14 protein-coding genes and 1 pseudogene are annotated in these 13,315 nt (G+C 60.7%); 14 read left to right on the plus strand and 1 reads right to left on the minus strand.

Going from position 1 to position 13,315, the window contains the following annotated elements:
* From ABI660_RS20635 to ABI660_RS20700, 14 genes and pseudogenes are all read left to right on the plus strand, one after another.
* A pseudogene (locus ABI660_RS20635) lies at window positions 1–734 on the plus strand (carbohydrate ABC transporter substrate-binding protein); the annotation flags it as partial.
* 87 nt (window positions 735–821) lie between these two features.
* Window positions 822–1,685, plus strand: coding sequence for a sugar ABC transporter permease (locus ABI660_RS20640; RefSeq protein WP_348071662.1), 864 nt, complete (start codon window positions 822–824; stop codon window positions 1,683–1,685).
* Window positions 1,682–2,533, plus strand: a complete 852-nt coding sequence (locus ABI660_RS20645) for a carbohydrate ABC transporter permease (protein ID WP_348071636.1) — start codon at window positions 1,682–1,684, stop codon at window positions 2,531–2,533. Before ABI660_RS20640 ends, ABI660_RS20645 begins: the two co-directional genes overlap by 4 nt.
* A 26-nt stretch (window positions 2,534–2,559) precedes the next feature.
* Window positions 2,560–3,630 carry a sn-glycerol-3-phosphate ABC transporter ATP-binding protein UgpC gene (ugpC, locus tag ABI660_RS20650; protein ID WP_348071638.1) on the plus strand — a complete coding sequence of 357 codons (1,071 nt, stop codon included), beginning with the start codon at window positions 2,560–2,562 and terminating at the stop codon, window positions 3,628–3,630.
* An 8-nt stretch (window positions 3,631–3,638) separates the two neighbouring features.
* The gene (locus tag ABI660_RS20655) at window positions 3,639–4,406 is read left to right on the plus strand and encodes an SDR family oxidoreductase (RefSeq protein ID WP_348071640.1); all 768 of its coding nucleotides are present in this window, start codon (window positions 3,639–3,641) and stop codon (window positions 4,404–4,406) included.
* A 26-nt stretch (window positions 4,407–4,432) separates the two neighbouring features.
* On the plus strand, window positions 4,433–5,479 hold the full coding sequence (locus tag ABI660_RS20660; protein ID WP_348071642.1) for an L-idonate 5-dehydrogenase: 1,047 nt from the start codon (window positions 4,433–4,435) through the stop codon (window positions 5,477–5,479).
* A gap of 37 nt (window positions 5,480–5,516) precedes the next feature.
* The gene (locus tag ABI660_RS20665; RefSeq protein WP_348071644.1) at window positions 5,517–5,900 is read left to right on the plus strand and encodes a hypothetical protein; all 384 of its coding nucleotides are present in this window, start codon (window positions 5,517–5,519) and stop codon (window positions 5,898–5,900) included.
* 13 nt (window positions 5,901–5,913) lie between these two features.
* On the plus strand, window positions 5,914–6,657 hold the full coding sequence (locus ABI660_RS20670) for a FadR/GntR family transcriptional regulator (RefSeq protein WP_348071646.1): 744 nt from the start codon (window positions 5,914–5,916) through the stop codon (window positions 6,655–6,657).
* A 34-nt stretch (window positions 6,658–6,691) separates the two neighbouring features.
* Window positions 6,692–7,249 carry a TRAP transporter small permease gene (locus ABI660_RS20675; protein ID WP_348071648.1) on the plus strand — a complete coding sequence of 186 codons (558 nt, stop codon included), beginning with the start codon at window positions 6,692–6,694 and terminating at the stop codon, window positions 7,247–7,249.
* A complete protein-coding gene (locus ABI660_RS20680) occupies window positions 7,246–8,544 on the plus strand; it encodes a TRAP transporter large permease subunit (protein WP_348071650.1) in 1,299 nt (432 codons plus the stop codon). Before ABI660_RS20675 ends, ABI660_RS20680 begins: the two co-directional genes overlap by 4 nt.
* Before the next feature lie 55 nt (window positions 8,545–8,599).
* Window positions 8,600–9,601: a TRAP transporter substrate-binding protein gene (locus tag ABI660_RS20685; protein WP_348071652.1), complete on the plus strand. Its 1,002-nt coding sequence runs from the start codon at window positions 8,600–8,602 to the stop codon at window positions 9,599–9,601.
* 72 nt (window positions 9,602–9,673) lie between these two features.
* Entirely contained in the window at window positions 9,674–10,885 is a 1,212-nt protein-coding gene (locus ABI660_RS20690; protein ID WP_348071654.1) for a mandelate racemase/muconate lactonizing enzyme family protein, read from the plus strand.
* Between the two features lie 28 nt (window positions 10,886–10,913).
* The gene (locus ABI660_RS20695; protein WP_348071656.1) at window positions 10,914–12,026 is read left to right on the plus strand and encodes a mandelate racemase/muconate lactonizing enzyme family protein; all 1,113 of its coding nucleotides are present in this window, start codon (window positions 10,914–10,916) and stop codon (window positions 12,024–12,026) included.
* Between the two features lie 47 nt (window positions 12,027–12,073).
* Entirely contained in the window at window positions 12,074–12,586 is a 513-nt protein-coding gene (locus ABI660_RS20700) for a gluconokinase (RefSeq protein WP_348071658.1), read from the plus strand.
* A 103-nt stretch (window positions 12,587–12,689) separates the two neighbouring features.
* On the opposite strand, the gene ABI660_RS20705 is transcribed toward ABI660_RS20700, so the two are convergent.
* The coding region (locus tag ABI660_RS20705; protein WP_348071660.1) for an NAD(P)H-binding protein at window positions 12,690–13,315 on the minus strand (626 nt) is incomplete at its 5' end.

Here is a 13,315-nt window from a genome sequence, read left to right on the forward strand (position 1 = left end):
TGACCTTCATGGACGCCTACAACGTCAAGCTGGTCAGCGACAGCGGCAAGCTGCTAGTGGATGACCCTAACGTGCGTGCCGGCCTGATTGGCGCCCTGACGGACTACACCAATGTCTACACCCGCGGTTGCACGCCTCCGTCGTCTTCCAACTGGAAAGACCCGGACAACAATGTCGCGTTCCACAACCGAACGACCCTGATGACGCACAACGCCACGATTTCCATCGCTGCGAAGTGGCTTGACGACATGAACAACGCGACATTGACGGAAGCACAGCGTGCGACCGCGAAGAAGTACTACACCGAATCGATTCGCACCGCCGGCTTTCCGAACAAGCCTGACGGCAGCAAGATGGTGTACCGCGCGGCGGTGAAGGTTGGCGTGGTGTTCAAGGATGCCAAGAACAAGGCGCGCGCCAAGGAATTTGTGAAATTCATCATGGCGGAAGAAAACCTCGGGCCTTATGTGGAGGGTTCCCTGGGCCGCTGGTATCCGGTGACCAAGGCTGGCCAGGCGAGTGCGTTCTGGAAGGGTGACAAACACCGCCTGGCCGTGCACAACCAGTTCCAGGACGGAACGGTCAACTTCGAGTTCACGAAAAACTACAAGTTCACCGTGCTCAACAACGAGAACGTCTGGGCCAAGGCCGCGAACCGTGTCGTCAGCGAAAAGGTGCCGGTGGACAAGGCGGTGGACGAGATGATTGCCCGCATCAAGACGGTTGCCAACTAAGCTGGTCGGGCCTGTCCTGATCGTGATTCATACAACGGCCATCCAGCTCCGACTGGTGGCCGTCACCCTGCAAATACCATGACCACGATGGCTGTAGAGCAGTCCGGCGCCAGCGAGCGCCGGGCCGCCAAAGGAATGACGTCCTGGGAGCGCTGGGGCTTGGTCCTGCTGATTCCCTATATTCTGCTTTTCCTGGTTTTTGTGCTGTACCCCGTGGGTTATGGCCTGTGGCTGGCGCGCCAGCCCGCCAGTTATGTGAAGCTGTTCGATGACCCGATCTTTTTCCGGTCGCTCATCAACACGCTGGTATTCCTCGGTGTCGGCATTAACCTGAAAATGCTGGCGGCGCTGTTTTTGTCCGGATTTTTTGTCCACGACCGCAGATGGATCAAGTGGCTGTCGCTGCTGTTCATCCTGCCGTGGGCCGTGCCCTCGATCCCGACCATTTTGTCGATGCGTTTCATGCTCAACCCGGAGTGGGGCGTCATCAACACGCTGATCTTCAAGCTGAGCGGCGCTGACGGCCCCAACTGGCTGAACGACCCGACCCTGGCGCTGTCGCTGTCCATCGTGGCGCATATCTGGAAGTCCTTGCCGTTCTGGACGCTGATCCTGGTGGCCGCGCGGCTTTCGATTCCGGCGGAGCAGTATGAAGCTGCGGCCGTCGATGGCGCGAGCAACTGGCAGAAGTTCCAGTTCATCACCTGGCCTTCGCTGAAAACCGTGTACCTGACATCGCTCCTGCTGTCGACCATCTGGTCGCTGGGGGATTTCAACAGCGTCTACCTGTTGACGGGCGGCGGTCCAGCTGACCTCACGCATGTGCTTGCCACATTAGGCATCCGCTACCTGCGGCTGGACCAGATCGAGCTGGCCATGGCCTCCATCGTGGTTGCTTTGCCGCTGGTCCTGCCGCTGGTTTATTTCATGATGAAGCGTTTGTCCAAATGAAACCATTGACCTTCAAGCAGGTAACAACCGAGGCCAAGCTGGTGCTGATCGGAATTCCGGTTTTCCTGTGGACCATGATTCCGGTGTATCACCTGTTCCTGTTTTCCATCTCGCCACGTGACCAGGCCACGTCCGGCCGCCTGTGGCCCAAGGAGCCGACGCTGGACAACTTCCGTATCGTCGTGGAGCAGAAGCACTTCTACCTGCACCACTTCTGGCAACAACTGGGCAACTCCTTTCTGATTGCGTTTGCGGTGGCGGGCATCACCCTGGTGATTGCCACTCTGGCTGCTTTTGCCATCAGCCGCCTGCGCGCGCGCGGTGGGCGCACCGTGATGAACATGGCGCTGCTGACCTATTTCATTCCCGCGGCCTTTCTTGCCGTGCCGATGTATAAGACCATGGGTAATTACGGCCTGCTCAACAGCCAGTGGTCGCTGATCCTGGCCATGGTCACCATTGCGTCGCCCTACTGCATCTGGGTGCTCAAGCAGGCTTCCGACAAACTGCCTTACGAGCTCGATGAAGCGGCCAAGATGGACGGCGCGTCCGCGATGCAGCTGTTCCGGCTGGTCTATCTGCCCCTGATGGTGCCTTCTCTGGTGGCGGTGGGTACCTATGCCTTGCTGCTCGCCTGGAACGAATACCTGTATGCCTTTCTCCTGCTCTCCAGCGAAAGCAGCATCACCCTGGGCGTGGCCCTGGGCAACTTCCTGGCGGCGGACGATTCGCCCTGGGAACTGCTCATGACCACCGGCCTGATCTACGCGCTGCCTCCCGCGGCCATTTACTACGCCTTCAAGCGCTACATGGTGTCCGGCCTGACGGCCGGCGCCGTCAAGAGCTGACCTTCCCGCACTGGAACACCTGCACCATGGCTTCTGTCTCATTTCGAAAAGTTGAAAAGTCCTTCGGCAAGGTCAAGATCATTCACGGCATCAGTTTCGACATCTCGGACGGCGAGTTCGTGGTGCTGGTCGGGCCGTCCGGCTGCGGCAAATCCACCCTGCTGCGCATGCTTGCCGGCCTGGAGGAAATCAGCGGTGGCGAAATCGCCATTGATGGCAAGGTCATCAATGACCTTGACTCCAAGGACCGCGACATCGCGATGGTGTTCCAGAGCTACGCGCTCTACCCGCACATGACGGTACGCGACAACATGGCCTTCAGCCTCAAGCTGCGCAAGGCCGATGCGGAGCTGACGGAGCAACGTGTCGGCAATGCTGCACGAATCCTCAACCTGGACCCGCTGCTCGACCGCTATCCGCGCGAGCTGTCTGGTGGCCAGCGCCAGCGCGTGGCCATGGGGCGCGCCATCGTGCGCGACCCCAAGGTGTTTTTGTTTGATGAACCCCTGTCCAACCTCGACGCCAAGCTGCGCGTAGCCATGCGCGCCGAGATCAAGGCGCTGCACCAGCGCCTGAAAACCACAACGGTGTACGTCACTCACGACCAGATCGAGGCCATGACCATGGCTGACCGCATTGTGGTCATGCACGACGGCATCATCGAGCAGATCGGAACGCCGCTGGAGCTGTTTGACCGGCCGGGCAACCTGTTTGTGGCGCAGTTCATCGGTTCGCCGTCCATGAACGTGCTCAAGGGAACATTGCGCCAGGCCGACGGTCGGGCCAGGGTGGAGTCGCAGGGCCATGCATGGCAAGTGAATACGCTGGCGCAGGGACGTGATGGCCAGGCGGTGGTCTATGGCGTTCGGCCCAGCGACCTGACGCTGTCCGCAATCGGCCAGGGCATTCCCGCCAAAGTGATTGTGGTGGAGCCGACCGGCGCCGAGACCGAGCTGCTGCTCGAAGTAGGCGACACGCAAGTCGTCGTGGTCATGCACGGCCGGACCAACGTGCGGCCGGACGACATCGTGCATCTGGAGATTGCGCATGGCAAGGCTCATGTGTTTGACGAAACCAGCGGCCAGCGTCTGGAGTAACTCAAAAAATGACAGCCAACCCCTTCAGGCTCGACGGCAAGCTGGCACTCATCACAGGGTCGTCGGGCGGCATCGGTTTTGCGCTGGCGCGCGGGTTAGGACAGGCCGGCGCGGCGCTGGTGCTCAACGGCCGTGACAAGATCAGGCTGGAGAGCGCAGCGGCCGTTTTGCGTGGCGAGGGGTTCCAGGTGCACACCCGTGCTTTTGACGTCACGCAGGCGGCGGACGTACAGGCGGCAGTGGAAGATGTCGAAGAAACTCTGGGTGCGATCGACATTCTGGTGAATAACGCTGGCATGCAGCGGCGCATGCCGCTGGAAGATTTTCCGGTTGCCGACTGGCACGAACTCATGCGTACCAACGTTGACAGCGTCTTTTTCATGGGCCAGGCTGTCGCGCGAAAAATGATTACACGCCGGCGCGGCAAGATCATTAATATCTGCTCGGTGCAAAGCGAGCTGGGCCGTCCCAATATTGCCCCTTATATGACCAGCAAAGGCGCGGTCAAGATGCTGACCAAGGGCATGGCCATTGACTGGGGTCCGCATGGCCTGCAGGTCAATGGGCTGGGTCCCGGCTATTTCAAGACCGAACTGACCGAAAAGCTCGTTGCAGATGAACAATTCAGCGCCTGGCTGACCGGGCGCACACCTAGCCGGCGCTGGGGTGAAGTTGCCGAACTGGCGGGAGCGGCTGTTTTTTTGGCCAGCAATGCGTCGAGTTTCGTCAACGGCCATGTTCTGTATGTTGATGGCGGAGTGACGGCCACTCTGTGAACCCACCCATTTATCTGGAGAAAATCATGCGTGCCCTGGTCTGTCATGCCCCGCTGGATTTGCGCCTCGATGCATTCGCTGACGAGGCCGTGGGGCCGCAGCAGATGCGGGTGCGTGTCGCATTCGGCGGCATTTGTGGTTCGGACCTGCATTACTTCCAACATGGCGGTTTTGGCACTGTGCGCATCAAAGAGCCGATGGTGCTGGGCCACGAGGTGTCGGGTGTGGTGGAAGCGCTGGGTAGCGAGGCCAGCGGCTTTCGCGTGGGTCAACGCATCGCGATTTCACCGTCGCGGCCCTGCGGCGTCTGCCGCTATTGCCAGCAGGGCTTGCACAACCATTGCATGGACATGCGTTTTTATGGCAGTGCGATGCGCTTTCCGCACGTGCAGGGGGCGTTTCGCCAAACCCTGGTGATCGACGCCGCGCAGGCCTTCGTGGTAGCTGATGATTTGCCGTTGTCGCAGGCGGCCTTGGCCGAGCCGCTGTCGGTAGGGCTGCATGCCATTGCGCGGGCAGGCTCGGTGTTTGGGAAAAAAGTACTGGTGACCGGTTGCGGGCCGATTGGCGCACTGCTGATTGCGGCTTTGCGGCGCGCTGGTGCTGCCCATATTGTGGCGGCTGATATTGCTGACTTGCCCTTGGCTTGTGCGCTGAAGATGGGCGCAGACCAAACCGTCAATCTGGCGCAAGATCCCGAAGGTCTGGCGCCTTTTGCGGCCAACAAAGGCTGTTTTGACGTGATGTTTGAAGCTTCCGGCAGCGAGAAAGCCTTGATCGGTGGGCTCGATGTGGTTGCGCCCCGTGGCGTGATTGTCACCATCGGCCTGGGTGGCAACATCGCCATGCCACTGAACACGCTCGTCGGCAAGGAAATAGACTTGCGCGGCACTTTCCGCTTTCATTCCGAGTTTGCGGTTGCCGTGGCTTTCCTGAATCAGCGGCTGATCGACGGCCGGCCCGTGATCTCCGACATTGTGGATTTCGACAAGGCTGGTGACGCCTTCCGGCTCGCTGGAGACAAGCGTCAGTCCATGAAAGTGCAAATTGCTTTTGACCGAGAATTGGCGTGATGAAACAGATTTTCACCTCTTCGCACCGGAGTTTGCTTTGACCGTTTTTACCCAAGTCATTCTTTATACCGACACCGATGGCCGCGCAAAATTTCGCGAGAAAGCCGTCACCCTGGGCGAAGGCTCACCCCAGGCCATGCTTTCCGCACTTTTTCCCTCTGGCGGGTTCCAGCTGCGCCACAGCCCGGTGGGTTTTCGCAGCCAGTTTCATTGTTCCCCCTATAAGCAGTGGGTGGTCATCATGGGCGGCGAGATGGAAATTGGCCTGCAGGACGGGACGTCGCGCATCTTCCGGCCGGGCCAGCACTTCTATTCGGCCGACCTGCTGCCTGAAGGCGCCACTTTTGACGCGGCCGTGCACGGCCACTGGAGCTGTCAGGTGGGTGCAGACTCGCTGATCACACTGTTTGTACGTGGCTGAGGGACGGACGACCATGATCAAGAACGTTCACGGCAACACAGTGGACCATCTGGGCGAAGCCATTGTGTCGGGGCGTTATGCTGCGGGGGCCTCCCTGCCGCCCGAGCCGGCGCTGTGCACCGAGCTGGGTGTGAGCCGCACGGTGGTGCGTGAGGCGGTGAAATCATTGATCGCCAAAGGGTTGATCACCACCGGTCCCAAGGTTGGTACCCGCGTGCTGTCCGAGGACCACTGGAACTGGTTTGATGCGGATGTCATCACCTGGCAGTCCAAGGCCGGTCTGACGCCGGAATTTCTGCGCGACCTGCAGGACTTGCGCCGCGTGGTTGAGCCCGCCGCCATGCGGCTGGCGGCTGTACGTGTCACCGCGCAGGACATCGCCGAAGTCGAGGCCGCTTACGCGGGCATGAAACGCGCGGTTGAGGAGGGCGGCGACTACGTTACGCACGACCTGCGTTTTCATCAGTGCCTGCTGCGCGCGAGCCGCAACCGCATGCTGGTGCAAATGAGCAAGGCACTGGGCGCCCTGCTGCGCACCAGTTTTGAAATTTCGACACGGCGCAAGGATGGCCCGTCGCATTCGTTGCCCCTGCACCGCGCGGTGCTTGATGCGGTGATTGCGCACAACCCCGACGAGGCCGAGATCGCCATTCGCGTGCTGATCGACGGGGCCAAGGAAGACATTGAGCAGGTGCTGGCTTCACGGCGACGCCTGCCCGTCTTGAGCAGTCCGGCCCGGCAGCTCAAAGCCGTCTGAACACGCACAGCACAAAAGCAAAAAGGAGATCAAGGTGCAAAAAACCGTCGATTCATCGATTTACTGGTTCTACAAACTGCTCGAACTGCTGGTGGTGGTTTGCATGGTGGCCATGGTTGTCATGGTCTTCGGCAACGTGGTGCTGCGTTATGCCTTCAATGCCGGCATTTCGGTGTCAGACGAAATGTCGCGTTATTTCTTCATCTGGCTGACCTACATAGGCGCGATGCTGGCCATGCACGAAGGCGGGCATCTGGGCGTGGACACGCTGATCAAGCACCTGCCGGTGCTGGGCAAAAAGGTGTGCCTGTTCCTCAGTGAGGCCTTGATGCTGTTTTGTAACGTGCTGTTTTTCATGGGCACCTACGAAATGCATGAGCTGCAGGTCAGCAATGTCTCGCCGGTCGTGGGCATTTCGATGATCTGGATTTACGGCATCGGCTACGTCGTCAGCGTGGTGATGGCCATCATCAACCTCAACGTCCTGTTCCGTCTGGTCACGGGCCGCATCAGCGAGGAAGAGCTGGTGCAGGTGATAGAGACCGAAGGCCTGGCCGATGTGGAGAAGCAGATACAGGGAAGCAAAGCATGACGGTTACCGTATTTATCCTGAGCCTGCTGGCCGCCATGGCCATCGGCATGCCGATTGCCTATGCCCTGCTGGTCTGCGGTGTCACGCTGATGGGTTTTCTTGCGGCCACCAGCGGCCTGGTGACCTTTGACAGCCAGATCCTGGCTCAGCGTTTTGTCGATGGGGCCGACAACTTTCCGCTGCTGGCCGTGCCGTTTTTCCTGCTGGCCGGCGAGTTCATGAATGCCGGGGGCATCAGCCGCCGCATTGTCAACCTGGCGATGGCCTGGGTCGGCCATTTTCGCGGGGGCCTCGGTTATGTCACGGTGATCGCCGCGGTGATCATGGCCTCTCTGTCAGGGTCGGCGATTGCCGACACGGCGGCGCTGGCCGCGCTGCTGATCCCCATGATGCGCGCCGCCGGCTACAACGTGGGTCGGGCGTCAGGCCTGATTGCGTCGGGCGGCATCATCGCGCCGGTGATTCCACCGTCCATCGGCCTGATCATTTTTGGCGTGGCCGGCAATGTCTCCATCACCAAGCTTTTTCTGGCCGGCATCGTGCCCGGCGTCCTGATGGGCGCGGCGATTGGCATGACCTGGTGGTGGCTGGCCAGGAAGGAAAACGTGCAACCCGCGCCCAAACTGTCCATGGCCGGCAGGCTGCACATCACGGCGGAAGGCGGCTTTGCGCTGACCCTGCCCATTGTCATCATCGGCGGCATGAAGTTCGGCATCTTCACGCCGACCGAAGCCGCCGTCGTGGCGGCCGTCTACAGTTTTGTGGTCGGCATGTTCATCTACCGGGAACTCAAGTGGTCGGCCCTGTACGGGTTGATCCTGGCTGCCGGAAAAACGACCGCCGTAGTCATGTTCCTGGTGGCTGCTGCCATGGTCAGTGCGTGGCTGATCACCGTGGCCAATATCCCTACCGAGGTGGCCGGCATGATGTCGCCCTTCATGGGCAACAAGATATTGTTGATGCTGGTGATGATGGTGCTCATCGTGGTCGTCGGCACGGCGCTGGACTTCACGCCAACAGTGCTCATTCTCACGCCGGTGCTTATGCCGGTGGTCCTGAAGGCCGGCATAGACCCGGTCTATTTCGGAATCATGTTCATCATGAACAACGCCATAGGCCTGATCACGCCGCCGGTAGGTACGGTACTCAACGTGGTCTGTGGCGTGGCCAAAATCAGCATGGACGACGCTTTCAAGGGTGTGTTGCCCTTCCTCATGGCGCAGCTGGCCGTGCTTTTCCTGCTGGTGCTTTTTCCCTCCATCGTCACTGAGCCACTCAAGTGGTTGATGCGATGAATTTTCTGTGATTTCCCTTTCCCAACCCCTGTCGTTTATATAAAAGGAGACAACCATGTTCAAACGCAGAACCCTGGCCCTAGCGGCCGCCGCCTTGCTTGTTGCCACGTCGTCGTTCGCGCAGTTTGCCGACCGCACGATCAAGTTCACCAACGGCGTCAATGAAGACCATCCGGTCGGTCTCGGCGTCAAGAAGATGCAGGAAGTGCTGGCCGCCAAGACCGGTGGCAAGATGAAAATCAATGCCTTCTGGGGCGGTGCTGCGGGCGGTGACCTGCCGGCCACGCAGGCGCTTCGCGCCGGTACCCAAGAGATGGTGTGCACTTCCAGCTCTCCGCTGGTCGGCATCGTCAAGGAGCTCGGCGCTTTTGACCTGCCTTTCCTGTTCGCCAACGAAAAAGAAGCCGATGCGGTGCTCGACGGCCCGGCCGGCGCCTACTTCAACAAGAAGCTTGAAGAAGCCGGACTCATCAACCTGGCTTACTGGGAAAACGGCTTTCGCAACCTGACCAACAGCAAACACCCGGTCGCCAAGGCCGAGGACTTTGACGGCGTCAAGGTCCGCGTGATGCAGAACAACATCTTCCTGGACACCTTCAAGACCCTGGGCACCAACGCTGTGCCCATGGCCTTCGGCGAGGTGTTCACCGCGCTGGAAACCAAAACCATCGACGGCCAGGAAAATCCCTTCGTCACTATCGAGACCTCGAAGTTCAGCGAGGTGCAGAAGTACCTCAGCGTGACGCGCCACGCCTACACACCCTTCTTGATCCTGTACAGCAAAAAACTCTGGGACCAGCTCAATCCGCAGGAGCAGGCTGTGCTGCGTGAAGCCGCCATGGAAGGCCAGAAAGTCGAGCGCGCAGCCAATCGTGCGCTGAACGAAAAGTCGCTGGCCAATCTCAGGAAAACCATGACCGTCAACGACGTGTCACCGGCCGAGCAGAAGCGCATGTTCGACAAGGTCAAGCCGGTCTACGACAAGAACATCCCGCTGATTGGCGCCGAGCCCGTCAAGCTCGTGATGGACGCGCTGAAAAAGGCGCGCGGCGGCTAAACGGCACATCGGCCGGATCGCCACAAGGCCGCAGGGGTTTGCTCTTGCGGCCTTTTTTACGGAGCCATCCTTTTGAAAATCACCAAAGTCGAAACCCTGCGTCTGAGCGAGTTTCCCAACATCATCTGGGTCCGCATTTATACCGACGAAGGCCTGGTCGGTCTGGGCGAGACCTTCATGGGCGCACAGGCCGTCGAGGCTTATATCCATGAATGGGCCGGCCCCAAGCTGCTGGGCAAGGACCCGCTGGCCATTGAGGCGCGTAACAAGGACATCACCGGCTACCTGGGCTGGCGCGGCTCTGGTGTGGAGACGCGCGGCAACTCAGCCATCGATATTGCCTTGTGGGACATCTTCGGCAAGGCGGCCAACATGCCGCTGTACACCGCGCTGGGCGGTAAGAGCCGCGACAGCATCCGCATCTACAACACATGCGCCGGTTACCAGTACGTGCGCAGCACCGTCAACCAGAACACCGCGAACTGGGGCATAGGCGACGCGAAAAAAGCCAACGCCGGGCCTTATGAAGACCTGGAAGGATTCCTGCACCGCGCCGACGAATTGGCCGACTCGCTGCTGTCCGAAGGCGTGACCGCCATGAAGATCTGGCCTTTCGATCCGGCTGCCGAAAAAAGCGACGGCCAGTACATCAGTCATACCGACCTCGATCTGGCGCTGGAGCCGTTTCGCAAGATACGCAACGCGGTGGGTGAGAAGATGGACATCATGGTCGAGTTCCATAGCCTGTGGCGGCTGCCGATGGCGCAGAAAATCGCGCGTGCGCTCAAGCCGTTTAACACCTTCTGGCATGAAGACGCGATCCGGATGGATTCGCTGGATTTGCTGAGGCAGTACGCGAAAGACTGCGATGCCCTGATCTGCGCCAGCGAAACGCTGAGCTACAAGTGGGGCTTCAAGGACTACCTGCAAACCGGCGTGGCCGGCGTCGCCATGCTCGACCTGAGCTGGTGCGGCGGTCTCACCGAGGCGCGCAAGATCGCGGCCATGGCCGACGCCTGGCAGCTGCCCGTGGCCCCGCACGACTGCACCGGCCCGGTGGTCTGGGCGGCTTCCAGCCACCTGTCGCTGCATGCACCCAATGCGCTGATCCAGGAAAGCGTGCGTGCCTTTTACACCGGCTGGTACAAGGAGCTGGTGACCGAGTTGCCAACCGTCACCCGCGGCATGCTCAGCCTGAATGACAAGCCAGGCCTGGGCCTGGAGCTGTTGCCTGACCTGCATCGACGCGCCGACGCCACTCTGCGTGTATCGGTGCCGGACTGACGCCGCACCCCAACCACCCGAGACTTTCATGAAAATCAAATCCGTCCAGCCCTTCATCCTGCACGTGCCCGTCACTGGTGCGCATATTGCCGACAGCACCCACAGCATCACGCACTGGGGCGTGGTGGGCGCGCAGATCGATACCGAGGACGGCCTGACCGGTTATGGCTTTACGGGAACCCATGCCCATTTGCCGAGCGACCAGCTCATCACGCGTTGTATTGAAACCTGTCACGCGCCCATGCTGATCGGCGAGGACGCGAACGACATCCACCGCCTGTGGCAAAAACTCGCGCGCAACCCGGCCCTGCAATGGGTAGGCCGCGCCGGTATCACCACGCTGTCGCATGCTGCGATCGACTTGGCGCTGTGGGACCTCAAGGCCAAGGCCGTGGGGCAGCCCCTGTGGAAGCTGCTGGGCGGGCAGGTGCGTGAGGAGGTCCGCGCCTACAACACCGACATCGGCTGGCTCAGTATTTCCGATGACAAGCTGGTAGAGGGTGCGAAACGCGCCGTGGCCCAGGGTTTTACCGGCATCAAGATCAAGGTCGGCTCCACGGTCGAGCGGGATTTGCGGCGGCTGACGGCGGTGCGCCAGGCCATAGGCCCGGACGTCACGCTGGCCATCGACGGCAATGGCAAGTGGGACCTGCCGACATGCCAGAGGTTTTGCCGCGCCGCGCAGGACTCGGATGTGTTCTGGTTTGAAGAGCCGTTGTGGCACGACGACGTGAAAGGCCACGCGCAGCTCGCGCGTGCGACTGCGATACCCGTCGCACTGGGCGAACAGCTCTACACCGTCGATGCCTTTGCGGAGTTCTTCGCCCAGCAGGCCATTCACTGGGTGCAGCCCGACGTGACGCGCATGGCCGGCCTGACCGAGGTGCTGCGCGTCTGCGAGACAGCGCACGCCTTTCGCCTGCCGGTCGCGCCGCATGCCGGCGACATGAGCCAGGTGCATGTGCACCTGTCGTATGCGCACCCGGCCTGCGAGGTGCTGGAATTCATTCCCTGGATCAAGGACTGCTTCACCGATCCGGCCGAAGTGATCAATGGTTATTTCCGCCGGCCGGAACTGCCAGGCGCGGGAACCACACCGACGGCCGCGGCCTGGGCGCAATTCAGGCAGGCGACGGCCTGAGCGGGCGATCCGGCCGGGCTGAAGTGGAAGGCAAAATAAGGCGTTTGATGGATTCCAATATTTTTGTGGTCATGGGTGTCAGCGGCTGCGGCAAAAGTACGGTGGGTGCGCAACTGGCAGCGACTCTCGGGGTGTCTTTCCTCGAAGGCGATGGCCTCCATCCGGCCCGCAATGTCGCACGCATGGCTGCCGGTTTTGCCTTGAGTGATGAAGACCGCGAGGGCTGGCTGCAGGCCCTGGCGGGGCGCATCTTGCAGGCGCGGCTGGCGGGGCAGGGCCTAGTGTTGTCCTGCTCGGCGCTCAAGCGCTCCTACCGCGACATCCTGCGCCAGGGCGCACCCGACCTGCATTTTGTTTACCTGCACGGCGACCCGGAGTTGCTGGCTGCACGCATGGCAGAGCGTACCGGGCACTACATGCCGCTGTCGTTGCTGGCGAGCCAGCTGAGTACGCTGGAAGTGCCGGATGGCGGGGAAAACGCACAGCGTTTTGACGTGGCAAGCCGGCCGGAGGACATTGTCACCAGCGTGGTGGCGTCAAGGCAGGCATCCCTGGGTTGAAGGACCCCTGCCGGCATACGTCTGCTGGATTGGATTTGCTACTAAATTAATAGCTGATGATGCCCGGCCACAAAGGGCTTTAGCCTAATTTTTATCTGAAATTTCAGCCAGACTGCATGTCACCCGACAGCAGTACATGCTGCCCGGGCTGGCCTACACGCACAGCGCGAACCAGCGCACTGGCAACGTCGGCGGCCCTGATCGTGCGGTAGTTGGCCGGGATCAGCGGTTTGAACAGGCGCATCGCCGCGAGGGCGATTTTCTCGCGGCCACGTGCAGGCCGGGCCAGGGACTCACGGTCGCCCGCCAGCAGCGATGGGTGTGCGAAAGTAACACTGTCATAACCAAGTTGGACGACAGCCTGCTCCATCTCGCCTTTGACGCGGTTGTAAAAAACAGGGGACTTCGCATCAGCACCCATGGCGCTGACGATACCCAGGCGGCTGGCGCCCGCAGCACGCGCCGATGTGGACAGGGCCACAACCGCATCGAAGTCGACAGCGCGGAAGGCCTGCTGGCTACCCGCCGCCTTGATGGTGGTGCCCAGTGCGATGAACACGTCGTCAACAGCGGGCGCATTGAAGGCCGCAAAGTCGTTGACGAGGTGGACCACCAGCTTGGGATGGTCCGCCTGCGGCTTGCGGCGGCCCACACAGTGGACCGCCGAATACGTTTTATCGGCCAGTAAACGAGCCAGAATTTCCCGACCGACCAGACCCGTTGCCCCGG

Origin of the sequence: Polaromonas sp. (assembly GCF_039930745.1) — a bacterium.
GTDB lineage: Bacteria > Pseudomonadota > Gammaproteobacteria > Burkholderiales > Burkholderiaceae_C > Polaromonas.